28 protein-coding genes, 1 tRNA gene and 2 pseudogenes are annotated in these 21,686 nt (G+C 69.4%); 14 read left to right on the top strand and 17 right to left on the bottom strand.

Annotated elements, in window-relative coordinates; genetic code table 11:
• Positions 1–370: 370 nt before the first annotated feature.
• Positions 371–979: a glutathione S-transferase family protein gene (locus BKE41_RS21930; protein ID WP_024828921.1), complete on the bottom strand. Its 609-nt coding sequence runs from the start codon at positions 977–979 to the stop codon at positions 371–373.
• A 96-nt stretch (positions 980–1,075) separates the two neighbouring features.
• On the opposite strand from BKE41_RS21930, the gene BKE41_RS21925 reads away from it, so the two are divergent.
• On the top strand, positions 1,076–1,822 hold the full coding sequence (locus tag BKE41_RS21925; RefSeq protein WP_071000105.1) for a YafY family protein: 747 nt from the start codon (positions 1,076–1,078) through the stop codon (positions 1,820–1,822).
• A 55-nt stretch (positions 1,823–1,877) separates the two neighbouring features.
• Here the strand turns inward: BKE41_RS21925 and BKE41_RS21920 are convergent, their stop codons facing one another.
• Positions 1,878–2,360, bottom strand: coding sequence for a hypothetical protein (locus BKE41_RS21920; protein WP_012321105.1), 483 nt, complete (start codon positions 2,358–2,360; stop codon positions 1,878–1,880).
• An 857-nt stretch (positions 2,361–3,217) separates the two neighbouring features.
• Positions 3,218–3,427 (bottom strand): hypothetical protein, encoded by a 210-nt coding sequence (locus tag BKE41_RS21915; protein WP_012321104.1) that lies wholly within the window; start codon positions 3,425–3,427, stop codon positions 3,218–3,220.
• Positions 3,428–4,743: 1,316 nt separating this feature from the next.
• Here BKE41_RS21915 and BKE41_RS21910 point away from each other — a divergent pair.
• From BKE41_RS21910 to BKE41_RS30480, 4 genes are all read left to right on the top strand, one after another.
• Entirely contained in the window at positions 4,744–4,995 is a 252-nt protein-coding gene (locus BKE41_RS21910) for a hypothetical protein (protein WP_071000104.1), read from the top strand.
• Positions 4,996–5,295: 300 nt separating this feature from the next.
• Positions 5,296–5,565, top strand: a complete 270-nt coding sequence (locus tag BKE41_RS21905; protein WP_306419204.1) for a hypothetical protein — start codon at positions 5,296–5,298, stop codon at positions 5,563–5,565.
• Positions 5,553–6,131, top strand: a complete 579-nt coding sequence (locus BKE41_RS21900) for a hypothetical protein (RefSeq protein WP_234740868.1) — start codon at positions 5,553–5,555, stop codon at positions 6,129–6,131. The genes BKE41_RS21905 and BKE41_RS21900 overlap by 13 nt, the downstream gene beginning before the upstream one ends.
• Positions 6,128–6,370: a hypothetical protein gene (locus BKE41_RS30480; protein ID WP_083374401.1), complete on the top strand. Its 243-nt coding sequence runs from the start codon at positions 6,128–6,130 to the stop codon at positions 6,368–6,370. Before BKE41_RS21900 ends, BKE41_RS30480 begins: the two co-directional genes overlap by 4 nt.
• Positions 6,371–6,642: 272 nt before the next feature.
• Here BKE41_RS30480 and BKE41_RS32625 read toward each other — a convergent pair.
• The 4 genes and pseudogenes from BKE41_RS32625 to BKE41_RS21880 all read right to left on the bottom strand — a co-directional run.
• Positions 6,643–6,834 (bottom strand): annotated as a pseudogene (locus BKE41_RS32625) (DUF3734 domain-containing protein); the annotation flags it as partial.
• A gap of 240 nt (positions 6,835–7,074) precedes the next feature.
• The gene (locus BKE41_RS21890) at positions 7,075–7,461 is read right to left on the bottom strand and encodes a hypothetical protein (protein WP_071000103.1); all 387 of its coding nucleotides are present in this window, start codon (positions 7,459–7,461) and stop codon (positions 7,075–7,077) included.
• 165 nt (positions 7,462–7,626) lie between these two features.
• Positions 7,627–8,181: a hypothetical protein gene (locus BKE41_RS32225; RefSeq protein WP_012321099.1), complete on the bottom strand. Its 555-nt coding sequence runs from the start codon at positions 8,179–8,181 to the stop codon at positions 7,627–7,629.
• A 1,092-nt stretch (positions 8,182–9,273) separates the two neighbouring features.
• Positions 9,274–9,630: a hypothetical protein gene (locus tag BKE41_RS21880; protein WP_024828930.1), complete on the bottom strand. Its 357-nt coding sequence runs from the start codon at positions 9,628–9,630 to the stop codon at positions 9,274–9,276.
• 296 nt (positions 9,631–9,926) lie between these two features.
• Here BKE41_RS21880 and BKE41_RS21875 point away from each other — a divergent pair, with 296 nt between their 5' ends.
• Complete coding sequence (locus BKE41_RS21875; RefSeq protein ID WP_024828931.1) at positions 9,927–10,193, top strand: hypothetical protein; 267 nt, start codon at positions 9,927–9,929, stop codon at positions 10,191–10,193.
• Between the two features lie 78 nt (positions 10,194–10,271).
• Complete coding sequence (locus tag BKE41_RS31730) at positions 10,272–10,445, top strand: hypothetical protein (protein WP_012321096.1); 174 nt, start codon at positions 10,272–10,274, stop codon at positions 10,443–10,445.
• Between the two features lie 422 nt (positions 10,446–10,867).
• Here BKE41_RS31730 and BKE41_RS21870 read toward each other — a convergent pair whose 3' ends face one another.
• Positions 10,868–11,101, bottom strand: a complete 234-nt coding sequence (locus tag BKE41_RS21870; protein WP_063111290.1) for a DUF2171 domain-containing protein — start codon at positions 11,099–11,101, stop codon at positions 10,868–10,870.
• 278 nt (positions 11,102–11,379) lie between these two features.
• Complete coding sequence (locus BKE41_RS21865; RefSeq protein WP_245295825.1) at positions 11,380–11,904, bottom strand: PAS domain-containing protein; 525 nt, start codon at positions 11,902–11,904, stop codon at positions 11,380–11,382.
• A gap of 722 nt (positions 11,905–12,626) precedes the next feature.
• On the opposite strand from BKE41_RS21865, the gene BKE41_RS21860 reads away from it, so the two are divergent.
• From BKE41_RS21860 to BKE41_RS21855, 3 genes are all read left to right on the top strand, one after another.
• Complete coding sequence (locus BKE41_RS21860) at positions 12,627–12,857, top strand: hypothetical protein (RefSeq protein ID WP_012318280.1); 231 nt, start codon at positions 12,627–12,629, stop codon at positions 12,855–12,857.
• Positions 12,858–13,347: 490 nt separating this feature from the next.
• Entirely contained in the window at positions 13,348–13,545 is a 198-nt protein-coding gene (locus BKE41_RS31275; RefSeq protein ID WP_012321092.1) for a hypothetical protein, read from the top strand.
• A 39-nt stretch (positions 13,546–13,584) separates the two neighbouring features.
• A complete protein-coding gene (locus BKE41_RS21855; protein ID WP_024828933.1) occupies positions 13,585–14,055 on the top strand; it encodes a tellurite resistance TerB family protein in 471 nt (156 codons plus the stop codon).
• Here BKE41_RS21855 and BKE41_RS30470 read toward each other — a convergent pair.
• Together BKE41_RS30470 and BKE41_RS30465 are read right to left on the bottom strand one after the other, a co-directional pair.
• Positions 14,030–14,269, bottom strand: coding sequence for a hypothetical protein (locus tag BKE41_RS30470; RefSeq protein WP_199825808.1), 240 nt, complete (start codon positions 14,267–14,269; stop codon positions 14,030–14,032). The genes BKE41_RS21855 and BKE41_RS30470 overlap by 26 nt on opposite strands.
• Before the next feature lie 16 nt (positions 14,270–14,285).
• A complete protein-coding gene (locus BKE41_RS30465; protein ID WP_012321090.1) occupies positions 14,286–14,456 on the bottom strand; it encodes a DUF3606 domain-containing protein in 171 nt (56 codons plus the stop codon).
• A gap of 477 nt (positions 14,457–14,933) precedes the next feature.
• On the opposite strand from BKE41_RS30465, the gene BKE41_RS21850 reads away from it, so the two are divergent.
• Together BKE41_RS21850 and BKE41_RS21845 are read left to right on the top strand one after the other, a co-directional pair.
• Positions 14,934–15,158: a hypothetical protein gene (locus BKE41_RS21850; protein ID WP_012321089.1), complete on the top strand. Its 225-nt coding sequence runs from the start codon at positions 14,934–14,936 to the stop codon at positions 15,156–15,158.
• A gap of 30 nt (positions 15,159–15,188) precedes the next feature.
• Positions 15,189–15,407: a hypothetical protein gene (locus BKE41_RS21845; RefSeq protein WP_012321088.1), complete on the top strand. Its 219-nt coding sequence runs from the start codon at positions 15,189–15,191 to the stop codon at positions 15,405–15,407.
• Positions 15,408–15,461: 54 nt separating this feature from the next.
• Here BKE41_RS21845 and BKE41_RS32485 read toward each other — a convergent pair whose 3' ends face one another.
• The 3 genes from BKE41_RS32485 to BKE41_RS21835 all read right to left on the bottom strand — a co-directional run bounded on the left by BKE41_RS32485 (position 15,462) and on the right by BKE41_RS21835 (position 16,871).
• Positions 15,462–15,590 carry a hypothetical protein gene (locus BKE41_RS32485; protein WP_268821210.1) on the bottom strand — a complete coding sequence of 43 codons (129 nt, stop codon included), beginning with the start codon at positions 15,588–15,590 and terminating at the stop codon, positions 15,462–15,464.
• Between the two features lie 174 nt (positions 15,591–15,764).
• Positions 15,765–16,118, bottom strand: coding sequence for a hypothetical protein (locus BKE41_RS21840; RefSeq protein WP_071000102.1), 354 nt, complete (start codon positions 16,116–16,118; stop codon positions 15,765–15,767).
• Between the two features lie 676 nt (positions 16,119–16,794).
• Positions 16,795–16,871: transfer RNA gene (locus BKE41_RS21835), tRNA-Arg, on the bottom strand.
• Between the two features lie 178 nt (positions 16,872–17,049).
• Between BKE41_RS21835 and BKE41_RS21830 the strand changes: the two genes are divergently transcribed.
• The gene (locus tag BKE41_RS21830) at positions 17,050–17,682 is read left to right on the top strand and encodes a DUF4102 domain-containing protein (RefSeq protein ID WP_029359235.1); all 633 of its coding nucleotides are present in this window, start codon (positions 17,050–17,052) and stop codon (positions 17,680–17,682) included.
• Positions 17,683–18,334: 652 nt separating this feature from the next.
• Here BKE41_RS21830 and BKE41_RS21820 read toward each other — a convergent pair.
• The 3 genes and pseudogenes from BKE41_RS21820 to BKE41_RS21810 form a co-directional block, all read right to left on the bottom strand.
• The gene (locus tag BKE41_RS21820) at positions 18,335–18,550 is read right to left on the bottom strand and encodes a hypothetical protein (protein ID WP_012321069.1); all 216 of its coding nucleotides are present in this window, start codon (positions 18,548–18,550) and stop codon (positions 18,335–18,337) included.
• A 212-nt stretch (positions 18,551–18,762) separates the two neighbouring features.
• Positions 18,763–19,065, bottom strand: a pseudogene (locus BKE41_RS31725) (IS5/IS1182 family transposase); the annotation flags it as partial.
• A 413-nt stretch (positions 19,066–19,478) separates the two neighbouring features.
• Positions 19,479–20,183, bottom strand: a complete 705-nt coding sequence (locus tag BKE41_RS21810) for an IclR family transcriptional regulator (RefSeq protein ID WP_041372383.1) — start codon at positions 20,181–20,183, stop codon at positions 19,479–19,481.
• 173 nt (positions 20,184–20,356) lie between these two features.
• On the opposite strand from BKE41_RS21810, the gene BKE41_RS21805 reads away from it, so the two are divergent.
• Positions 20,357–21,682, top strand: coding sequence for an MFS transporter (locus BKE41_RS21805; protein ID WP_012321067.1), 1,326 nt, complete (start codon positions 20,357–20,359; stop codon positions 21,680–21,682).
• The last annotated feature ends 4 nt before the right edge of the window (positions 21,683–21,686 follow it).

The raw sequence follows: 21,686 nt of genomic DNA, 5'->3' as shown, positions 1-21,686 counted from the left end.
GCCGGATCGGCCGGGCGCGTGCGGTGCGAAGAGGCACGCTGCGCCGCGGAACCGTTCGGCGCGGGTTCAGGCTCCCCCGGTGAGCGAGGCAGCCGCCGGGCGCATCTCGCTCACGCGAAATGCGCCGGCAGGCTGAGGGCCTGCGCGTAGGTCACGAGGGCGATGGCGCCGGCGATCAGGGTCGCGGCCAGGGTGATGCGGTTCGTCCAGGTCATCGTCGTCTCCATCGGGTTCGCGACCGTGCTCGCGGTGTGATCCCGATGTACGCCCGAGCTTTCAGGCCCGGCGTGTCCGGGAACACCTGCGGTCGCCGGTGCCGTCCGGAAGCGTCGCCGCGCGCGCGCCGCCACGGCCGCGCTCTCGGTCCGCGCTAGGCGGATTGCGGTCCCGACGCGCCGTCCTTCGCCGCGCCGCGCCGGGCGGCCGGGCGCGCCCGGCAGCGTTCCAGATAGGCGTCGAAGGCCGCGCTCGCCGGGAAGGCCGTGCGGCCGAAGCCCAGCGCGCTGCCGATCAGGATGTCGGCGCCGGAGAACCGGTCGCCCATCACGTAGGGGCCGCGCGCCAGGGCGGCTTCCAGGCGGCGGACCACCGCCTCGTGGTTCCGGCGCTTCTGCGGCGATCCCGCGAGTTCGCCCGTCAGGCCGGCGAACAGCGCCGGCTCGAACTCGGCGACGTACCAGGCCAGCCACGTCAGGTACGCGCCGCGCTCGGGAGTGCCGACCGCCGGGGCAAGACCCGCTTCGGGGAACGTCTCCGCCAGGTAGAGCACGATGGCCTGGGACTCCGCGATCAGCGCGCCCGCGTGCAGGACGGCCGGGACCCGCTTGTCGGGATGCGGGTTGGCGTCGTCCGGCACACCCTCGCCGGTCATGGGCCGGAAGATCGAGACCGGCGCGATGGTGTAGGGAACGCCCAGCTCCTCCAGCAGCCAGACGATGCGCGAGGAGCGCGATTGCGGGGCGTGGTACAGCGTGATCATGGCGCGGTTCCTGTCGTCACGGCGCGCGGGATGGCCGTGGCGGGAGGACTTGTAGGGACGCCCTGCTGACAGCATTCTGTCAGCAGGAGTCGGACGATGCGTCGCGCGGACAGACTGTTTCAGATCATCCAGATCCTGCGGCGCTCCCCGCGCCCGGTGACGGCCGCCGAGATCGCCCGGGAGCTGGAGGTCTCGGTCCGCACGGTCTACCGCGACGTCGCCGACCTCGTCGGCCAGCGCGTGCCGATCCAGGGTGAGGCCGGGCTCGGCTACGTGCTCGGCGCGGCGTTCGACATGCCGCCGCTGATGCTGACGCCCGACGAGATCGAGGCGGCCGTCCTCGGCGCGCAGTGGGTCGCGGGCCGGGGCGAACCGGTCCTCGCCAAGGCGGCGCGCGATCTCATCGCCAAGATCACCGCCGTGGTGCCCGAGCGCCTGCGCCCGTTCATCGCCGATCCGTCGATCGGCACGCCGACGGCCTTCGCGCAGGCCGCGGACGGGATCGACGTCGCCCGCGCGCGGGCCTGGATCCGCGAGGGCCGCAAGATCCGCATCCAGTACCGCGACGTCCGCGGGGATCCGAGCCAGCGCTTGATCTGGCCGGTGATCGTCGGGTTCCTCGATGAGGCCCGGATGGTGGCGGCTTGGTGCGAGCTGCGCGGGGCGTTCCGGCACTTCCGCACCGACCGGATCACGGATGCCGAGTTCCTGGAGGAGCGGCACGGCGTCCGGCCGGCCGTCCTGCGGGCGCGCTGGAAGCGGAGCCTGTCGGACCGACAGGCGGCGGGCCCTTCGCCGCCGGCCGGGGAAGTCCCGGGGACAAGCCCGGCTGCCTTATCCTGAGAGGCACCGGTCGGTCTCGCCGGCGCGCATCCGTCGCTGCGGGCCGACCCTCGGGTCAGCTCTTGAAGCCCGTCGCGCAGTGCTTCGGCTCCAGCGCCTTCGCGGCGCCGCTGAGCCGGAAGGCGGCCCGGCGCCCGTCCGCGAGGGCCACGATCATCTGCTTGGACGCGCGGAGCCGCGACCACAGCGCGGCGAATCGGTCCGCGCACGCGCGGCAATCGGTGAGGATCGTGCCCTGGGCATCCGTGTCGAGCTGCAGGCGCTCGCCGTCGGTGAGCACGTCGACGGTCGAGCGCGGCGGCGGGGCCTTGCCGGCGATCTCGATGAAGATGCTGGTCCGCTTCGCTTCGCCTTCGCCGGTCGCGCCCTCGTCGCAGCTGATGTTGACGCTGCTGCTCGGCCCGCTGCGGACGATGTACTCGACGTAGCCCTGGCCGCTCCCCACGGTCCAGTTGCCGTAGACCTGCGCCGACGCCGCGTTGCCCGACAGGCAGGCCGCCGCCACGAGGGCGCCGCGCAGAGAACCGCCGATCATCATGGACACCTGCTCCCTGAGTGATCCTGGATGGCGCCCGCCGATCCGGGAGCCGGCGCGCCGGAACGGCCGCCGGCGCAACGGGCCGCGCGCCCGAGGTTGCCGGCGGCCCCGGGAGGGCTCGAACCTACGGCCTGCCGCTCGGAAGGCAACGGCGTGCTGAAACGGGACAGGCTGCATTCCGACAGGTTCGCGGTATGCCTCCACACGGACGCGATTGGCAGATTCCGCCTTGTCGGAACGGCAAACGCGCCTTCGACGCGCTGGCTGCCACCGGATGCCGCCAGATCCTGGCAGCCGCACCGCCCTGTCCCGTTCTGCAGCCTGGGACGGGGCCGCCATGTCGCACGTCATCAGCCTGCCGACGGGCCCGCTGGCCGAGTGCCGGGGTGACGCGTAGTCCGAACAAGGCAGAGGACATCGCTGGCCCTGCCGCGCTCTCGATGCGCGGTGGGGCTTTTCCCGTTCGTTCGAGGCTCGGGCGATGGCACCCTGCGAGCAGGCCGCCTTTGTCGCCGGCATCGAGACCGCGCGCCAAATGGCCCGCGGCGAAAGCTCAGACGAAGTGCGGCGGCAGGATCATGACCTGTGCGTGCATGATCAGGCTCAAAGCCACGGCTGCCGTCACGACGGCGTCGGCGAAGCGGTTCGTCAGGGTGATGGGCTTGGTCATCGCGGCCTCCCTCGTCAGCTCGGCTGTTTCGAGGCGGCCTTATGGTCAGGCCGGATGTCGCGACGATTGCTCCGATTGTTGCGTCCAGGAGCGGGAGCCGGAAGAGCGACGCGGGGCGCCCCGTTCGGCCAACTTGCTCGGGCGGACTGCGCCGCGAGGCTCGGAGCCTGCGCGCAGACCTGAGCGCTCACACTTCGGTCTCACGCTTCACGACCGCGTCCGCGTCGGTGCCCTTCTGCGTCAAGCCGACTTCCGGGCCATCGACTGGATCCGACGGCGCTTTAGGGCTGATCGGTGGAAGGGATTGTTGCTCCGCACCGACCTTGGCCCAGCGCTCGGCATCGTACTCGGTGCTGGCGAGATCCTGCGTGTTCGAGGTGCGTGGCTTGTCGGACATGGGACGCTCTCCGTGTTCGGGAGTAACACAGCGAGCGTCAGAGTAGGTCCGAGCGTCGCACCGACGACGAGATGGCCGCGGGCGAGGCGGGCGGAGCGGTGCTGCGATCTGCGTTGACGCGGCACACGAGAACGGCGGGACGCGCACCCCGCCGCTGATCGTGTCGCTTGTTCTGCCGGCGGCTCAGTCTCCGACCCGGCTCGGGGGCTCAGAGGCCCATCAGCACCCCCGCGGAGCCGATGACCGTCATGGCAAGACCGCCCAAGAAGGCGCCGATCATCGCGTAGGAAAAGATCTTCAGAGCCATGCTGGGCAATTCTTCCGTGCGGCGCGAGGCTGTGTGTCAGTCCCTGCAGAGCCGTCTGACGGGAAGATGCCCGATCGCCGGGGTTTGTGCGGTGCGAGAGGGCACGTTGCACCGCGGAACCATTCGGCGGGGGTTCAGCGACGACGCCCATCGCGGCTGCCGCCGACGCGCTGCGGCGCCTCGTCGTGAAGGGTGAGCGCGAGCGTAGCGCCACCGCGAAGTCCGTACGGGCGCGGGGATACCGCTGGACCGACACACTGGCGCCAGCCGCTACCGAGACCCTCGACGTGCCGGGCCGCTCCTACCTGCCGGCGCAGTTCGATGAGGTCACCGAGCGTCGCCGAAGCGCGCCGCGCCGGATGCCCCGGCGCGGCAGTAATCTTAGTATACCTTAGCGGCAGATACGCCGCGGCCCGACCGGGGTCCGGCGCACGAAGCAGTGCGGACCGGGCCGGAAGCCGCGGGCGATCGGGCGGCATCGACCGAGGGGGCCACGAGCGAAGCCGGGACCGCAACCCATAGCAGCGTTGGTGACGTGGGCGTCGCCCGCGATGGTTCCAGCACCGATCGGCGCAAGAGGTGCAGCGCTGGCTGCGGATGCGAGGCCGAGACCGCCAACGAGAGCGGCTGCAGCGGCGAGCATCTTCAGGTGCGACATGGTCAGACCTCCTGTGGTTGAGCCCCAGGCCGCGGGGACGACCAGCGGGCGTGCGCTGGTGCCACAGAAAGGGTGAACGAGACGTCACCCGGCTGCGGCAGGCCGAGCGTCGCGCCGCTGTCGAGTCGTGCTGGCGGGAATCCTTCCTCGGCCCGGCCCGTCTCTACAGCGGGCTGACGATCGGTGCTGACCTCGCTCGCACCGCCTCGGCAACGGGCTTCCTGACCGAGCTGATACAGGTCAGCCGATGCCTCGCGCCTGACGCAGCCGAGCGTCGATCGGCGTCGATGGGCGTCGGTCGGCGTCGGCCTCATCGTGGCGGGTCTCGTGACCGGATAGGTGCCGCGCTCCATGCACGGCAACGCCACAGTCCAGCGTGCCAAGGCCCATGTCGCGGCTGACCTCGGCGAGCCGGGCCTCGACCCGCCCCCGCTCGCAGCCGCGGTCGGCATGCTGGCTTACGACTGCGGCCTCACCGACCAGGCGCATTTCGCTCGCCGCTTCAAAGATCGCTTCGACAGAAACCCCCGTGACGACCGGTGCGCGCAGGACGGACGCGCAACGGGTCGCGTCCGCTTCCCGGCTGTCGTTCTCGTCAGCTGAGTGACTGGGGCGGATCGGTAGGAGACAATCGGCTTTTCCGGCAGTCCTTCTCCGAGGCGTATCAGCCGCTTACGGTCAAACCCTGCCGTTCGGACCAGCGCTGCCCGGTCCATGCGACACCGATCGAGGGACACGGCGCCCCCGCGCAGCGGTTGTTCAGTCTTACGACACCGCATCGGGAGACGCCCGGCGTACCGGTGCCGCGAGGCATGCAGCATGATCCTCCGTTCCGAGACCCCGCCGTCCCCCGGCAGCATGCCCGTAGAGGCTCCTCCCGCCTCCTCCCGCCCGACATCGGCGATGCTGAAGGCGGACATCGATAGCGGCGCGACGGGCGACAAGGTGAAGGCCTATGATCCGGGGCTCTCCCAGCTCGGGACGGACGATGAGGCCGCCGGGCACCCTCCGTCTCACGAGCGCATCGCCCTGGCACGCGAGACCGAAGCGGCACCTGCGCGCGTGCGGAGGGCGTCGCGACCACACGGACCGAACGCATGGGTCGTGCCCAGCTACTGCGTCGTGATCGGCGGCGTCGGCGTCGTTCTGGGGTTGTCGATATGGCTCGTCTGATGATGCGGCCGCCCAGTCACGCCGTATGGGTCGATGTCACCGTCGGGCTGACGGCCGGGCTGGTGGCAACGCTGGTGACGAACCTCGCCCAGCGTCCGTTGCGGTGGACCACCCCGGAGCGCGTTGATCGACACGAGAAGCGGGTGCGCCCCGGCGCGTCCTCTTCCCTGGTCGCGGCACAAAAGCTCTGTGCTGCGATGGACGTCGACCCCACGCCTCGCCGGCACGAGATATCGGGCAAGGCGATCCACCTCGCCACCGGTATGGGTTGGGGCCCGGTCTACGGCCTGTTGCGGCGGTACGCCGGTCTGCGGCCCTTCACCGCCGCGCTGACCTGCGGGACCGCCATGTCGCTCATTCTGGACGAATACCTGGTGCCCACCCTCGGCCTCAGCGCGCCCAATCATCACTATCCGACCTTCACCCGCATCCGAGGCTTGGCCGCCCATCTCGTCTACGGATCTGCGGTGGCGATAGTGGCGGAAGGGCTTGGCCGCTCGCTCGAACGGTCCCCAGCCTATGGGGCCCGTCATCAGCAGTCCCCGGTTCGGGGGGCAGGCGGGTGATCGGCGGGACGCGGCACGACCATCGCCACGCCGCCGACATCTGCCGGGAGAACGGCTGGGGCGTAGGAACTCGCCTGATCGGCGACGCAGGTCTCGGGGCTACGGTGATCTGCATCACGGCGCTCGGCACAGAGGTGATGCTCGCACGCATGATCAGCCATGATGGCGATCCCGTTGTCTATTGCGGTGAGCAGGCCTGGCGCCTCGGAGCGCGCGATTGGTGCCGGATCGGGTGCTGACGTGACCTTGCTCAGAGTCGTGCGCCGGATGCCCCTGCGGTCGAGAAACCCGGGCGCGCCCAGTTCCCTGGACGTGGACTGCATCGGAGAAGTTCGGTCCCGAGGGCCGCTGCGGTGGCAGAGCCCTTGACGGACAAGCCGAAGCGGGCTGGCCGGGCACGCCGGGCCAGGAGGTTGGTGAGGCCTGATAGCTGTCAGGCCGAGCCTCACTCGATGTGGCGGAAGCGTTGCCCTTCAGGTCGGGGCTCGATCAGTCGGGCCAGCCTGGCCGCCATATCGCTGTGCCCTGCCGCCCAGCGATCGCGGATCGAGGAGGGCGAGTAGTCGAAGCTCTTGGTGGCAAGCTGGTCGGGGCCTGCTCGATAGACGAGGTGAAGCAGCGTCACCGCCGGACCGCTCGGATCGAGCTGTTGCCGCAGGTCGTACTCGCGCTTCAGGCCGGCGATCGCCCGGCGGGGGGCGCTCCCATGCAGAGCCTCATAGGCTCCGGCGTGATAGGCGCCCACCGCGTTTCCGCCCGCGAGCACGAGCACGAGATCCTGAGGCGATCCGGACCGGCTCTGGCGGTGGACATGCAGGCCATCCTCGCACGACGGACGCTGATTTTCCCGCGAAGCCGGAGCCCCGCGGAAGGTGAGTCGTCACGGGCTGAACCGCTCGAACGACCTGTCTGTTGCGGCTCCTATGGAAGCTTCACGCGGTTTCTACAGGAACCCGCTCCCCGAATGCCCCGCGAAGGCGTTTGCCCGCCGGATACAGCCGACCACGGTGCGCGGATCTCGGTGGCCCGACTGGTCCATGACGCGGGCGGGATCCGCCCCGCGCCCCGCGGCCGCGGTGATGTAGCCGGCGCGCAGGCCGCGCGCTCCAGAGGTCGACGCATCGAGGCCAGCTGCCGGGGCGACGCCGGCCTTGCGCCGGGCCCCCGTCATGGCAGCCCGCCCGCCATCATCGTCCGCCGGATCGGCGGCGCCGGCCAGCTTGTGCGCGCAGCGGATTGCCGCGAGCCGGCGGCCGAGCGTCGAGGCGGCGCGGCCGGCTACCGCTTCCGGGACGATGAACCCCGCTACAGCGTCCGGGCTCGCCGGCAACGGCCCGGACCCGCGCCGGGCGCACCGGTCCCGAAACGCGCGGGCATCCGACGGACAGGCCCGCACAATCGCGTCCGCCCTGCCGCCACGGTGATCGGCGCGAAGGAGGCTTCGGCCCCGGCTGGCAGCCTCGCCGCGACCCCCAGAGCCTCAGTAGGCCGACTGTCAGGCATCGTCCTCGGGCGCGAACACCTCGCCCTCCTCTGCCAGGCGCGTGTTGTCCGCGTCGGCCCGAAGCTCGCTCAATGCGCGATGCTCGGAGAGCAGGCGCCGCATCGTCCGATCCGCGTCCGAGCAATCGGCCGGCTCGGACGAGGCAGGGTCGCAGCCTTCGATCGTCTCGGCGGTCTGCCGATCGACCGCGGCACGCTCCTCTCGACTGAGCCCCGCGAGATCTCCGAGCCCCAGGTCGCGGGCAACATGGGCGGCGATCTCCTCGCGCTTGGCATGAAGGGCCAGAACACGCGCCTCTGCCGGGTCCTCGGCATCATCGCGCCCGACCTGTCGCGCGAGTGCGAGGCGCCAGCCGCGCGGGAGCGACGCGCCGCGCATCCGCATCCTGTCTGTGACGCTGGCCACCACGAGCTGCCAATGCTCGGGGCACAGCTCGGCGAGAGGTCTGCCCTGACCGAGGTTGCGTGCGGCCTGCTCGGCGGCCTCTGTCCACTCCGATGGCAGGGAGAGCGTCTCGGTCGGGATGACGACGGGTACCTCAGACATGCCGAACCCCTCCTGCTCACTTTACGACATACCAGCACCGGATGCCGGCCGCGCGCCAGTGACCGGCGACGCGATGCCTCCACCACACGCGCTATAACCGAGGTTTCACTTCTTCATTGCTCTGGCAGTTCACCCTGATTCTAACGTTTCAGAATGACGATTGTCGCAAAATACAGGGTCAGAGAGACACCTGCAATTGGACGTCTCGCCGTTCTGTCGCCACGTGCGCGCGGCGACGCCTGAGCATGAACGCTCGCGAGCAAGTCCAGCATTTCGGAAATGCCGCGATCCGTGTTCCTGGCGCGGACACCCGCTCCGAGGTCGGATCATCGGACCGGCGCGTGCTTCCGGTTCTCCCGGCAGACCGACGCGATCCATCTGCGCTGGGGCACGACCGACAAGGCGTGTCTGAGCTGTGGCTGCGCTCGTCCGTGCAGGTCTCGGCGCCCTGGCCGGCCCCGCCTAGGCCGTGCCGGCCGGTCCTGTGACCGGCATCTCGTCGCCGTCCGGCAGGCTGACCAACGTTCGGATGCGGCGCCATCAGGTGCGGCGACATTCCATGGCGCGGGTCCCGCAGCGGTAGCCCGGTGCGGGCTTCCGCGTGCGCTGCATCCGCCACCGGACCTCTCACCTTCGACATCGTGCAGAGCTACAGCGGCCGATGGCGAAGGCGGAGTCGATCAGCCACCGCCGCCGCCGCCGCCGCCGGTCCCGGGACCGCCGAGGTTGCCGTCCTTGTTCGGCGTGTTCCAATGGATAATGCCGTCGTCAGGCGGCCGCAGCGTCGTGGTTGGTGGCCGCAGGGATGAGAATGGCGGCGCCGCAATGGCCCCCCGAGGAGAAGTACTGCTGGCTCGATGGCGCCGCGCGAAAGCTTCGGTGCTCCAGAAACCTGCGAGCGCGACGACGAACCATCTGACCGCCGCGCCTCTCATGGTCGACCCGCCTCGTGCTGAGTTGCGCCACACAGCGGCGACGGCTGTGCGCAGGTTAGCGCACCCTCCGGCAGCGGCAACCTGTTCCGGCCTGCTGCGCCCTATCGGCCGGCGGGCTGTCTCGATGCCGAGGTAACCAAGCGGTCGGCCTCCGCACTCAGCAGCTCAACTTCCGGCCTTCCGCCATCCCGACCTTCCGGTAGTGTTCCAGCCCGGACTTGATTGCGCGACCGATGACAGCCCGGCGCACGTCCGGATTGCAGCGCAGATACTCCTCCTCGTTGAAGGCGTAGTCGCCACGTCCGCCCCGCGCGCCTCGGTCATAATCCCGATCGTAATCGCGGCGATCGCGCTCGCCGTAGCCGCGATCGCCGCGATCTCCGTAGCCTCTGTCGCGGGAGCCGTAATCGCCGCGGTCGTAACCGTAGTCGCGCCCGCCGTAGGGCTGCGCGAAGGCCGGAGCTACGCCGCTGAGGAGCGCCAAGCCGAGGACCGTCGTCGAGATCACCTTCATATCGCGTTCCTTGCTGCTGAGACTGTGGAACGCCCTCAGCGTAGGGTGGTTCGCTGCGAGCCGCCATCCCGGGCGCCGCGGCCACGACCGCGACGGCTGACAACCTATTCCGCGACGCGGTGCAGAACCATGGACGGCAGGTGGCCGAGACGGATGGGCAATCGGGCAATTCGTGACTGCTTAGGTTCTGCGTAATCCGAACCCTCGGCACTGCATGATTTCCCGTTGAGGTCGCGCCTTCGGGATGTATACCACTCTCGGTTGCATCAGTTGACCGGAACAGGGCGGCGCGTCCGATGCCCCAAGTCATCCTCGCACGCGGGCAACTGAGCGAGTGGTTGCCCAGGAGCAGTCCGGGTCTTCTGATCTTCGCGCTCGGCGCACTGCTATGGGTCTCGATCGTCCTCTGCATGCTGCCGATCACCGTGCTGGCATTTCCCGCTGGATGGATGTTCAGGAACAAGCCGCAATTGCACGCGAAAGCTGTGATGATCCTGGTCTGTATCGGAGCAGCCAATGTGGTGATCGCTCCGGCGAGTGCGCTCTATATTCTATATGCCTGAACGGCCGGCTGCGCGGGCGCTTCGCCGCGGGAACGGAGCTTGCGGCATCGACTCGGTACGCTGATTAGACGGTGAATTATGGCTCACATCGAGACAGTGTCGGTTCAGGATCAATCCACGCGTCCCTGGATGGACCGCTTTCTCACGATGATCATGGTTGCAGGCGGCGTGGCAACGGTGGCGTGGATCGCCGCGATCTTGGTCGCTGGCTGGCAAATGGCCGCGGTGCTGATGGGCCTGAGCGCAGTCTGACCGTCGTCCTCGCCACGGGGTCGCTGCCATCGCTTCCGGGCAGCCTGTTCCGCGACGCGGTGCAGGACCACGGGCGCCCGATTGCGCCGCTGAGTCGGTCAGCCTCCACCGATGCCACCTCAGGAGACCTCGGTCTCGGCGCTTTCCCGAGCGAGCCGCCTTGCTCGCAGCTCCGCTGCCCGCACTTCCAGCTCGTGCTTCTCGGCGTCGAGTTCCTTCTGGACCTGCTTTGCCAGCGTCCGGCGGGCCTCGTACCGGGCTGGCGGCGTCGGTAGATGGCCGAAGGGGCCGCGACCGCATCGAGTCTCGACGCCGCTCGATGCACGAAGCGGAGCCGGGCTGTCGGCTGAGCCGGGCGAGCCGTGATGATATGGCCGCCCGGAGAAGTTCTACGGTTCGCGTCCATCGTCGGCGCGGGCGTCTCAGGACGTCGACCACTCACGCATGACCTCATCCGCCGGCCGGTCCAGGCGAACCTTGCCGCCGTCGATCGATTGCACGAAATCGACCGGGATGAAGTGGTGCAGGCCACCGGCAGAGGCGTCCTTCTTCGTCAGCTTGATCTCGCCCTTATCGATGTGATCGACGGTCCCGACATGTTTGCCGTCCGAGCCGACCACCTCGGCATGCTCCTGGATCTGTGCGACATCGACCATCGGCTTCACTCCCTGTTGAGCTGCCGTAACCGGCGGCCGAACGGCGATGTTCCGGTTCGGTCGGTCGGCACCGACTGAGCTGGCGCTGAGCCATGTCATGGACGGGACAGCGGAGCCGCGTTAGCTCTCTGGCCTGGCCACAGTGATCCCGAGCGTCGGCGACTTGCGCCGCAAGTCCGAGGTGACGGACGACGAGATCGCGGCGGCGGCGACCGCCTACCTGAAGGACGAGAACGCCAAGCCGTTCGCCTTCGAGTCTGGCCACACCGATGCAAGTCTCAGTGGAAGCGGTCGCTGCCATCAGGCGAGATCATCTTGCGCGCCAGCAGAACGCCGGCCACCATCAACGCCTGCCGCAATATCGGCAGCATCTCCTTGGCGTGGTCCTGTTCGATCAGCCCGTGCGCGATCAGCAGATGGTCGGCGACCGCCTCCAGCGTCGAACCGGGCGGCGTTGCCGGATGCATGGGCGGCGGGACGAAGCGTGCGAGCGTTCCGTAGGCACCGATGGGTTCAGAACCGGTCGGGGTGATCTCTGTGAGTGATCCCAGATAACCCAGGAAGGTGTGGCCCGGCGGTCCATAGGAGGGGACGGCGCCAATCATCACCCAGGCGTAGCTGCCATCCGCACGACGCAGGCGGAGGCGCAGGCTGTATTCGCTCTGCTGATCACGGGCGGTGCGCAGGAAGGTGACGGCGGCCCCGTAATCCTCAGGATGGATGCAGGTGAGCCAGCCCAGTTCGGCGGCTGCCGTGGCGGCTTGGCCGGTGAACGCGGTCCACTCCGGGCTGACGTAGGTCACGCCGCCGTCCGCCCTCGTAACGAAGATCATCTGAAACGCCCCCAGCTCCGATTGTTCGGCGCCATCGAAGGCCGCACGTCGACGCCGAGACTGGTGAGCCTAACGAGGGCGACATCAGTATAATTCAACCGCTGCGATCGGTATCTGGCGGCGGCACGGCGCCGGAACAGAACTTTTCAGGCTTTGATTTTTCTCGTGTCATGGAAAAAGATCGATAAGCCTGGTTGGGCCGTTTTGAACCGGCTTGCCGATGTGCTGGGCGTTGCCCCAGAACATTTCTTCATCGATGCTTCGCCGACAGGTCCGGCCGCGAGCGCGGAGGAATGCATGCGCTGGTGGTCGGAAATCGCGACGGAGGAAGGGCGTCGGCAGGCTCTCCGAGCCCCTTCAGCGATCGTAGAACGTGATCGCGAGTAGCCCCAGCGAACGCTGCTCTGGCCGGTCGCAGAGGCCGTTCTACGACCGCGTTGACGGCGGAGTGAAGTCCCGGCCCTGCCTCCGCATCCGGGAATACAGAATAGCACCAGTAGCTCGCCGATGGGCAGGATGTGTCGCGGCGCACAAAACCCGGCGAACGATCGGCGGAGTACGCCGTTGAGAGGTCACAGCCGGCCAAGCACAGCCGCCGCGATCGAGACCGCCGCACCGACGATCTTCCTCACGCGACCCGACTGACCGGATGGCTTCCCCGCGAAGTCGAACGAACCCGCATGGAGATCGTCATGAAGCTGCATCTGCTCGCTGCGGCCGCCCTGGTCGCCGTCGCCACGCCCGCCCTGGCGCAGGGCATCGACAGCAGGCACAGCCCCTATCCGGCTTCGGCCTACTCGGGCTACGCCGGCAACGCCTCGGTGGTCCTGCCGGACATCTCGGTGACGCACTATCGCACCGCCCCGGCCTACCGGTACTCGGGCCAGCATGCCGGTGGCCCGGCCGACGCTTTGGCCCGCTGACGGCCGACACGACTGCGTCTCCCGCGAAGCTAGGTGAGACGCGGCCCCGGAACGTTCCGGGCGCCCGAGCCATGGTGTGGAAGCGCACCTGAGCGGGCGTCCAGCGCCACTTATGCACGCGACGAAGCCTAACGGCGGTTGTGCGCCGCACCGTGCAGGCTTAGGTCGGCGGTGCGAGACCGCGATGGCGTCGCGGTCTGGCAGCCCTTCCCAAGGGCGTTTCCTCCCAAGACTTCGGGCCGCTCCCTCGGGAGTGGCCTTTTTTCTGCGCGCCCGGTTGCTACAGCGACGCTTTCCCTCTGCCGACGGGCCCGAGGCGTTCGCGACACCGCACGGCGCTGTTGCAGGCGGACACGCCACGATGGCCCGCGACCCTGCCCGAGGTTGAGCGCAGCCGATCCGCTCGTGGCTCCCTCGAAGAGGCCGTTTTCGGGCTTCCTTCCGACCCGGCGCAAGGGTTCGCTAACCCTGCCGCACCAGGCTGGCGCGTATGTCGAAGCGTCCCCTCCGCACCTTCCGGGCCCTCCTATGGATCGCCGCCCTGATGCTGTGCTGCTTCTCCGCAGCCATGCTGGCCGAGGCGAACAGACCGAACACGGAAGGGGATCAGCGCCTCGCCGGCGATCCTGCCGTCACCGGCTCGGTGGCGCGCATGCGCTGGTGCGGCGCCGCGCCTTGGTGTCGTTAGCGATCCGTCTTCGATCCACCTCGCTCAGCAGCGCGTCACATGCCCCTCATACGAGACCTGCTCGCCCGCTTCCGCCAGACGGTGACCGCCTATGCCGGCGACGACGCGCTGATGCAGGCCGGCGTCTCCGCGGCTGCCAATGTCATCGTCGCCGACGGCGAGGTCGCGGGCGATGAACTGGAAACGGCCCTCGCCGGCGTCCTCGCCAGCCCGATCCTGGAGAAAGGCTACGACGTCCTGATGCTCGATGAGGCGCTACACGAGGCGATCGGTCGAGCCGGCACCCGGGCTGGCCGCGCGGAGAACCTGCGACGGGTCGCGGCGATTGCCGGTCGGCCCATGGACCAACGCGCGGGCGTGTTTCGAGTGGCGGCCGATGTGGCAGATCACGACGGCATCGCCGCGATCGAGCGCGCGGCCCTGTCCGAGATCGCCGCCGCGCTTCTCGTCGACGCGGATGCGCTCCGCGAAGCGGCGGCGCAGCCTAAGCGATCGCGGATGGCGGTGTAGCGCCATCGTCGACGAGCTCACCGATCAACGCCCACACCGCCTGATGCTCGGGGCCTCCGCGATCGGCGGCGAGAAAAGCCACCAATGCCACGTCGGTGACGTGTCCGCCCGAAGCTGGGTTGGCCTCGTGCCGGACGAAGCTGCGACCGTCGGACGGATCGCGCAGCAGGAGCCAGCGATCTCCGTTCGGACTCAGATAGAGGTCGCGGCTCAACGGCGGGCGGCCCATGTCAGCGGGCAGACTGACCGAGATACGCCGCGACGCTGGTGACGCGGGATCCGACCATCCTCACGGCCTTGCGCAGGCGGTCCTCGGTCACTCCGAAGTGCAGGGACCAATGCTCGCGGGCGGCGCGGTCGAAGACGTCGATGTGGGCCTTGTCGTGCAGCTCGGTGGGCATGGCTGAACCCGAGGATGTGGGAGCTACGATGGGTGTCCGGCTTTCAACGCCGAGCCACGATCCCGGTTGCAGCTATCGTCGTGCCCGCCGCGATCGCGCCGTGTTCGGCGCGCCTCCGGGGCGCACCGGCGGTGGCGGACCGCCGATCCCACTCCGTTCGAGCGTGCACCGCGTGCTGAACACCCTCTTGGCGCGTCTCGCTGTCCTCGCTGTCATGGCCGCCCACACCGTCTACAGGCTCGCGCGGCTGCCCTCGCCGACTCGTGCGCGGTCTGCTCCGGCACGGGGTTCGGCCAGCCTCGCCCACGGCGCACGAGCCCAGTCTTGTCCCCGAGCGGACGGCCCGCGTTGCGTATCGGTCCGCGCGTGGGATCGGACGCGTCCCCGGCCCGTGATCAGATCGAGGCGGGGCCGAGCGGCCGGGAACCCCGATTGCGCCTCGCGCCTTGGCTTCTCGCAACATCGAGGGAGGCCGGCATGGGTCAGGACGTCGACGCGGCGCGCGAGGCCTTCGGCACGGTACCGCCGGGCCGGCCGATCGGCGAGGTGGGGAAGCCGGATCCGGCGACTGGCGGAACCGGCCCGCACTCGCCGGGCAGTCCGGAGCCTGAGGCCGGCGTGGGGCCGGAAAGCGGCGGCTACGACAACCGACCGGATCTTCCCGGGCCCGACAACGCCAAGGGCGGTCACGGCGCCGGGTGACGCGTAACGATCCTCCCGGAGAGGCCACCGATGGAAGCCAGCGACCTGAGACACCCAACCTTCCGCGTGCTCACCTTCCGAGACGGGCGGCAGGTGATCGCCGAGGATGTGGAGACCGAGATCGCCGCGCGGACCCGCTTCGCTTCGGCCGTTGACCTCTGCGAGACCCGGGACGATGCCCACAGCCACCATGTCGAGCTGCGCGCCGGGTCGCGCGTGCTGGACAGGTGGCCCGGCACCGGCACCTGACGGCGCGGTGATCGTTCCGGCAGGCGTCGCGCGGGCCGCTCTGTAGCTCGGGGGCTAGTCTCGGATCTCCTCGACGTCGAGGCCGCCAGCGCGGAGGTCGTAGCAGCCGGCCTCGTGGGCCATGGCGTCGCGTGCCGCGAGCGGGTTCGTGGCCGATCCGGTCCAGAGGATGGCTCCCGTCACCTCGTGCCGGATCCGAAACACCTTCATCGCCGTCCGCCCGTGCCGAGCGCGCAGATCCGCGCGGCGGTGGCAGGCTGTTCCGGTATGGAGCGTGCGGCGCACGATCAGTGTGCCTTGCCGGTTCGGCGGCTGGTGACGCGGAGTTCCGCCTGCCCAGCCGCCGGCAGGTCGCTCCTAGTAGCGGCGCTCGCTGCTCGCGCTCATCCGCCTCGAGACGTAGTCGCCCGTATACGATTGCTGACCGAAGACCAGCCAGCCGAGACCGAAGCCGATCGCGCCCGCGATGAACAGGCCGGCCATCGTGCCGCTGTCCATGTCACTGACGGCGCGACTGCCCTGCCGATAGTAGCGGGACCCGTACTCGGAGGCGTTGTCCCACGCGTCCGAAGCCTTGTTCGTGGCATCCCGCAGCGTCTCTCTGGCCTGATCGGCGACGCCGGCACCGCCGCCGGCCGAGCCGCCGGCCTGGTCTGATCCTGGCCGGCCGTCAGATCGTCCGACCGGATCGTGTGAGCGGATGTCTGCCATGTCAGCTTTCCTCCTGCGCTCGCTTTTGAGCAGCTTGCGTGTTCCTCACCCCGCAGAGTGCCCATGACCAACGGTCCGGCTCGGCACGGTGCGGGAGTGGGCGCACGAGGGGGGAACCGGCCGATTGGCGGAGGTGATCCCTGCACGTGAAGTTCAGGCGCCTCGCCGGTTCCGGCTGAGGCCCGGTGCGGCGGGGGAACTGCATACCGCAGAGCGCCGGCTCACGGCCCATGCTTGCGGGCGGGATGTGCCGGTACTGGCCCTGATCCAGTTGGGCGCCAGGATGTCGCCGTTCTCGATGATGATCCAGGGCTTCGCGTCGTCCGCATCAATCGCCTCGGCCGCGGCTTGTTGCAGGACCAGATCCGCGCACGAGAGCGGGTCATCGGCGCTGTCGCCGTCGCCCGCGTTCGATCGCCGGCGGTCATGGTGCGGCTGCCTCGTTCCGAGGGCTTCGGCGCGCGCGGAGGACGGACCTGAGCGGCGGCGCTGGGCCGCGGCCAGGCTCAGCCGCCTCCTGGCCCGGCGGCTGTCGCGGGCGCGACGCGTCCCGTACCCCGCGCGCCCGCCCGCGTCGCTCCCGGCGGGAAACGGAGAGCCCGGATTCGGAGCTGTCCTGGCGCTGTCCCGGGGTTCTTGCCGCTGCGCAAACTCGGTGCCAACCCGTTGAAACACCTGGCGACCCCGGTAGGGCTCGAACCTACGACCTGCCGCTTAGAAGGCGGCTGCTCTATCCAGCTGAGCTACGGAGTCTGGTGCCAAAATCGTGGTAGCAGGCCCCCCGGTACCTGTCACCAAGAGACTCTGTCACAAGGCATTTCCCCTCTGCAGAGGCCCTCTGTCCGGGGCATTCGGGAGGGGGCACTTAACCCTGGGCCGACCGCGGCCCGGAGGTCCAGACGGAGGGCGGGGCCGACCACGTTTGCCACGGGTGCGCTCCGGGGTAGAGCGGGCGTCGACCCGGGAGCCGTGCAGGCCGAGGAAAGCCGCCGCGGTCCTCACCGGGACGCAGATCGACGACCTCATCGAGGAGGCCCGCGCGAACCGGACGCCTGCTCGGGACGTGAGCGTCGGCGGCTGCGCGGGTGCGACGCTCAGGCTGACGCCGACGGCAGCGGTCTATTCGATGCGTTTCCGGCACGCGGGTGAGCCGCTGCGAATCCGCCTCGGCGATGCGGGCGACTGGACGCCGGTGCAGGTGCGCTCCGCCGGGGCTGCGGTCCGCGCCCGTGTCGAGGGAGGCGCCGGTGTCCCAGACCCGGCCTGGATCGCACTCAAGCGGTCGGCGCTCGTGGCGAAGGCGGCCAGGGGCGAGGCGGTTGTCGTCCAGACCCACATGCCGAAGAACCGCGCCCCCAAGACGTGGACATACAGGCAGGCCCGGGACGCCTGGGTCGCGCACCTGGAGGCGGAGGCCGAGAGCCCGGCGCAGATCTACCGGCCCGACACCGTGCGGAACTACAGGTCTGTCATCGGCTGCCCCGCGATGCGGGCCCTCGACGACCGGTTCGTCTCCCGCAGCCCGGCGCCCGACGTGGCCGAGGCGGTGGCCGGCCTCGTGTGAGAGGGCAAGCGCTCCCAGGCACGGGACGTCGTCCGCGGCTCGAAGCGGTTCTGGGCCTGGATGGTCGAGCCCGGGCAAGTCCGCCTCAGAGGGTTGGGGGATCTGGTGGGAGGGGCACCGGAAGGTGGGCCAAGGTGCCCCGACGGCGCGGGACCCGTTCGCCGGTCGCCACGCCGTCCCTCTGCCCCCGGTCGTCTGGCGTCGCGTGCAGGCTTACGTCGAGCGCACCACCGACGTTGCCAGGGCGGCCGGGCGCCAGAGGTCCCCCTGGATGTTCCCCCTGGTTCGAGCTCGCCGCGCCGGCGGCCAAACGGACTGGCATCTCCACGAAGATACGCTGTGCGACGCCCCACGACGTCCGCAGGGCGTTCGCGTCCTACCTGCACGAGGAGGCGAGGATCTCCTCCGACCGCGTCGGGCTCGTCATGGACCGTGCGACGAGCGACCTGCCGCACGTCACCGACGACAACGGCATGGCCCGCCGGTACACCAGGGACGAGATCCTAGCCCTGAAGGCCAAGACCGAGCTCAAGGCGCAGCTTGTCGCCGAGCACCGGCGCCAGCGCGGCATCGGGGACGCTGCAGCCGAACGGGCCCGTCGGCGTTCCGCATCAGCGAAGGCTCACGCCGAGGGCCGGACCACTCGGCAGCGTCAGCGACGGGGACCGGTAGGAGGGGCCGAGCCTGCCTGAGCCCGGCGGTTTCGGCCGAGGGCCCGCGCCACGTCCGCCGGCCGCTCCGCCCGCACGAAGCCGGCCCGGCAGCGTTCGCGCCCGGAGGCTTCCGCCATGTCCTCGGCGAAGGCGCGCATCAGGGCGTCCCGCTCCTCGCCGGCCGCCGCGTCCCGCAGATCCTCGTAGCTGAGCATTGACCCCTCCGGATTTGAGAACAAAATAGGAACGACCTGGACGGCTTCAACGGGGGCGAAGGACGCGACGCGCGAATCTCGGGTTCTCGGCGAGTTCCCCTCTCGACGTGTCCGCGTGCCGTGCTGCTGGTGCCCCCGGCGGCGCGGGGACGACGACACTGAGCGGCTGTCCGCACGGCAGCCCCTTCGCGGAGGCTGCCCGTATGACGATCGACGAGGCGGCCGGTCAGCCACGTCGGCTCGACGTTGCGGCCGGCTTCACGCTCCGGGCGGCGGCTGGAGGCGACCTGATCGAGGTAGCCGTAGAGGTCGCGCTTCGGCAGCGTCGCCGGGTGGTAGCCGGGCCGGCCCGTCGCAGCTGGCACCACGCCCTCGAAACCCCGAACCGCGAGATCGAGTGCGTCCACGAACACGTCGACGACGCGCACCGGATCGTCCTCGGACAGGTAGGCGTCCAACCGGTTCGGCAGTGGCGTGACGTGGTCGCGATCCGCACCCCGGACGAACCGCGCCATACAAGCCTCCACAGGCACGCAGAGCCTATCCGAACTCCAACGTCCTCACACGGCCTCTACCCTGAGCGGCCGTCGAAGTGGTCCAGCCGAGCCCCTCGTCGGGCTCGTGAGATCGTGGAATTCGGCCAGCCGATCCGCCTCTCCCCGGCCGATGGCGGCCAGCAGCCGGCATAGCGTGGCGTCGTCGGCCAAGGTGGTTCGCCACAGAAACCGGGGCGCCTTCCGTGGGCCGCCCATCCTTTTGCTGCTCTAACCCGAGCGGCCTGACTGTGACGATGCGCGGCGGTCGGGGATGGCGGTGAGCGGAACGTCTGCGCGACGGTCTCTGGCACAGACGAGCGGGCACCGATCATGAGGTACGCCGCAGCGGCGAAGCACCGCTCGTCGAGCCGGCCCGTTAGCCGGGAACTGACTCAGAGCTGTGCTCCGAGCTCAGACGAGAGGCGTTCGCCGGCCTCTCGGAGCCGCGGCTTGAGAGTCTCGGCTCGCTCCGCGGTCAACCGAGACGCTGGACCGGACAGAGCGATGGCACCGATCAACCGCTGCTCTGTCCCGAACACGGGCATCGCGATCGACGCGACGTGAGGGTCGGTGATACCGGAAGAGTACAGGGGGACCTGAGCCGTCGAGCTTTCCGTAGCCCTCCGGTCGCCGAAAATCCTCAGAACCTGCGCGATGGCGGACTCGTCCATCGGCCGCATGTCGCCGGGGCGGACGTTCATCCGCAACGGTGACGGTGAGTCGGCACGGAACAGGCACAGCCGCTGGTTGCCCCGGCGGATGTAGAACGAGGCCGTCTCGAAGGACTCGGCGGCGAGCCGCTCCAGGACCGGGACGATCCGCTCCTCCAGGGCGAAGGATTGCTGGTAGACCGAGCCGATCCGGGCCGCCTCGACACCGAGGCGATAGCGCCCGTCGTCCAGGCGCTCGATCAGGTCGAACTTCTCCAGCGAGATGCACAGCCGCATGATCGTGCTCTTCACGAGCGACGTGCGGCGCGCGAGCTCGGAGAGTTCCAGAGCGTCGTCGCCCCGCCGGAACGCCGTCAGCACCGTCAGAACCCGATCGGCCGAAGCCACGCCCTCGAGATTGGGCCGCGCGCGCGCCTCCTTCGCCATCTCTTCGCACTCGTTCCGGTTTCGCGGGATTCGGGACACGCGATCCATAGCCACCGGCCTACCGCTCACCAAGCCGTGACGGGCCGCTTCCACGACATCGTTGACAACCGCCGCCGCGTGATGGATTAAAAACGAAACGCCGTTTCAAAACTGGCGATTCGGGAGTGGACGTCATGGCGCAAGGGCAGCAGTCCCGAGCTCCGGCCCACGCGGTCGACGAGCGGAACCTTCATCGCAAGATGATGCGGCGGATCCTGCCGTTCCTCTTCGTGTGCTACGTGGTCAGCTACCTGGACCGCGTGAATGTCGGCTTCGCCGCGCTCACGATGAACGCGCATATCGGGCTCACCGCGACGTCGTTCGGCATCGGCGCCGGGCTGTTCTTCCTCGGCTATTTCCTCGCCGAGATCCCCAGCAACCTGATCATGATGCGTGTCGGGGCCCGGCTCTGGATCGCCCGGATCATGATCACCTGGGGCCTCGTCTCGGCGGCGACGGCCTTCGTGACCGGGCCGATCCAGTTCGGCATCGCCCGGTTCCTCCTCGGCCTCGGCGAGGCCGGGTTCGTGCCGGGCGTCTTCCTCTACCTGAGTTTCTGGTTCCCCTCCGCCGTGCGCGCGCGGGCCACCTCTCTCTTCCTGCTCGGTATCCCGGTCGCCAACATCGTCGGCTCGCCGATCTCCGGCGCCCTGGTGCAGATCGAAGGCTTCGGCCTCGTGGGATGGCAGTGGCTCCTCATCCTCGAAGCCCTGCCGGCGGTGATCCTCGGCATCGTCTGCCTCTTCGTCCTCACCGACCGGCCGGAGAAGGCGCAGTGGCTCACGCCCGCGGAGCGTGACGTCCTCGTCGCCACGCTCGCGGCGGAGAAGGCGGCCATCGAGAAGAAGCATCCCATGACCCTGGCGCAGGCCCTGCGGAACTGGCGGGTGCTGACGCTGGCGGCGATCAATTTCTGCGCGATCATCGGCTCCCTCGGCGTTGGCCTGTGGCTGCCGCAGATGATCAAGCAGCTCGGGCTCGCGAGCTCGGTGGTCGGGGTCGTCGCCGCCATTCCCTATGTCTGCGGCGCGGTGGCGATGGTGGTGTGGGGCCGCGTCTCCGACCGGGGCGGTGACCGCACCATCTATCCGGCCCTGTCCCTGGCTCTCGGTGCCGTCGGCCTGACCGCGAGCACCCTGACCCCGACACCGGGCCTGACCATCGTGGCGCTCTGCGTCGCGGTGATGGGCATCAACTCGTACACGGCGACCTTCTGGGCCGTGCCCTCGGGCTTCCTCACCGGTCGCGCCGCGGCGGGCGGGATCGCGATGATCGTCTCGATCGGCAATCTCGGCGGCTTCGCCGGCCCGTACCTGATCGGCGTGATGCGCGAACTGTCCGGGGGATTCACCGCGCCGCTGCTGGCGGTCGGCGGGATCCTGCTCCTCGGCGCCCTGATGATGCTGGCCCTGGGGCGGCAGATCCGGCGGGACACAATCGCCGTCGCGGTCCCGGCGTGACCGC

Origin of the sequence: Methylobacterium sp. C1, assembly GCF_001854385.1 — a bacterium.
Taxonomy (GTDB): domain Bacteria; phylum Pseudomonadota; class Alphaproteobacteria; order Rhizobiales; family Beijerinckiaceae; genus Methylobacterium; species Methylobacterium radiotolerans.
Note: the sequence above shows the minus strand (reverse complement) of the source record. Positions and strands in the feature narration are given on the sequence as shown.

Bases quoted from the DNA above. Each gene is read 5' to 3' on its own strand.
- BKE41_RS21930 (WP_024828921.1), bottom strand. From the start codon at position 979: ATGATCACGCTGTACCACGCCCCGCAATCGCGCTCCTCGCGCATCGTC.
- BKE41_RS21925 (WP_071000105.1), top strand. From the start codon at position 1,076: ATGCGTCGCGCGGACAGACTGTTTCAGATCATCCAGATCCTGCGGCGC.
- BKE41_RS21920 (WP_012321105.1), bottom strand. From the start codon at position 2,360: ATGATGATCGGCGGTTCTCTGCGCGGCGCCCTCGTGGCGGCGGCCTGC.
- BKE41_RS21915 (WP_012321104.1), bottom strand. From the start codon at position 3,427: ATGTCCGACAAGCCACGCACCTCGAACACGCAGGATCTCGCCAGCACC.
- BKE41_RS21910 (WP_071000104.1), top strand. From the start codon at position 4,744: ATGCACGGCAACGCCACAGTCCAGCGTGCCAAGGCCCATGTCGCGGCT.
- BKE41_RS21905 (WP_306419204.1), top strand. From the start codon at position 5,296: ATGCTGAAGGCGGACATCGATAGCGGCGCGACGGGCGACAAGGTGAAG.
- BKE41_RS21900 (WP_234740868.1), top strand. From the start codon at position 5,553: ATGGCTCGTCTGATGATGCGGCCGCCCAGTCACGCCGTATGGGTCGAT.
- BKE41_RS32225 (WP_012321099.1), bottom strand. From the start codon at position 8,181: ATGTCTGAGGTACCCGTCGTCATCCCGACCGAGACGCTCTCCCTGCCA.
- BKE41_RS21880 (WP_024828930.1), bottom strand. From the start codon at position 9,630: ATGAAGGTGATCTCGACGACGGTCCTCGGCTTGGCGCTCCTCAGCGGC.
- BKE41_RS21875 (WP_024828931.1), top strand. From the start codon at position 9,927: ATGCCCCAAGTCATCCTCGCACGCGGGCAACTGAGCGAGTGGTTGCCC.
- BKE41_RS31730 (WP_012321096.1), top strand. From the start codon at position 10,272: ATGGCTCACATCGAGACAGTGTCGGTTCAGGATCAATCCACGCGTCCC.
- BKE41_RS21870 (WP_063111290.1), bottom strand. From the start codon at position 11,101: ATGGTCGATGTCGCACAGATCCAGGAGCATGCCGAGGTGGTCGGCTCG.
- BKE41_RS21860 (WP_012318280.1), top strand. From the start codon at position 12,627: ATGAAGCTGCATCTGCTCGCTGCGGCCGCCCTGGTCGCCGTCGCCACG.
- BKE41_RS31275 (WP_012321092.1), top strand. From the start codon at position 13,348: ATGTCGAAGCGTCCCCTCCGCACCTTCCGGGCCCTCCTATGGATCGCC.
- BKE41_RS21855 (WP_024828933.1), top strand. From the start codon at position 13,585: ATGCCCCTCATACGAGACCTGCTCGCCCGCTTCCGCCAGACGGTGACC.
- BKE41_RS30465 (WP_012321090.1), bottom strand. From the start codon at position 14,456: ATGCCCACCGAGCTGCACGACAAGGCCCACATCGACGTCTTCGACCGC.
- BKE41_RS21850 (WP_012321089.1), top strand. From the start codon at position 14,934: ATGGGTCAGGACGTCGACGCGGCGCGCGAGGCCTTCGGCACGGTACCG.
- BKE41_RS21845 (WP_012321088.1), top strand. From the start codon at position 15,189: ATGGAAGCCAGCGACCTGAGACACCCAACCTTCCGCGTGCTCACCTTC.
- BKE41_RS21840 (WP_071000102.1), bottom strand. From the start codon at position 16,118: ATGGCAGACATCCGCTCACACGATCCGGTCGGACGATCTGACGGCCGG.
- BKE41_RS21820 (WP_012321069.1), bottom strand. From the start codon at position 18,550: ATGCTCAGCTACGAGGATCTGCGGGACGCGGCGGCCGGCGAGGAGCGG.
- BKE41_RS21810 (WP_041372383.1), bottom strand. From the start codon at position 20,183: ATGGCGAAGGAGGCGCGCGCGCGGCCCAATCTCGAGGGCGTGGCTTCG.
- BKE41_RS21805 (WP_012321067.1), top strand. From the start codon at position 20,357: ATGGCGCAAGGGCAGCAGTCCCGAGCTCCGGCCCACGCGGTCGACGAG.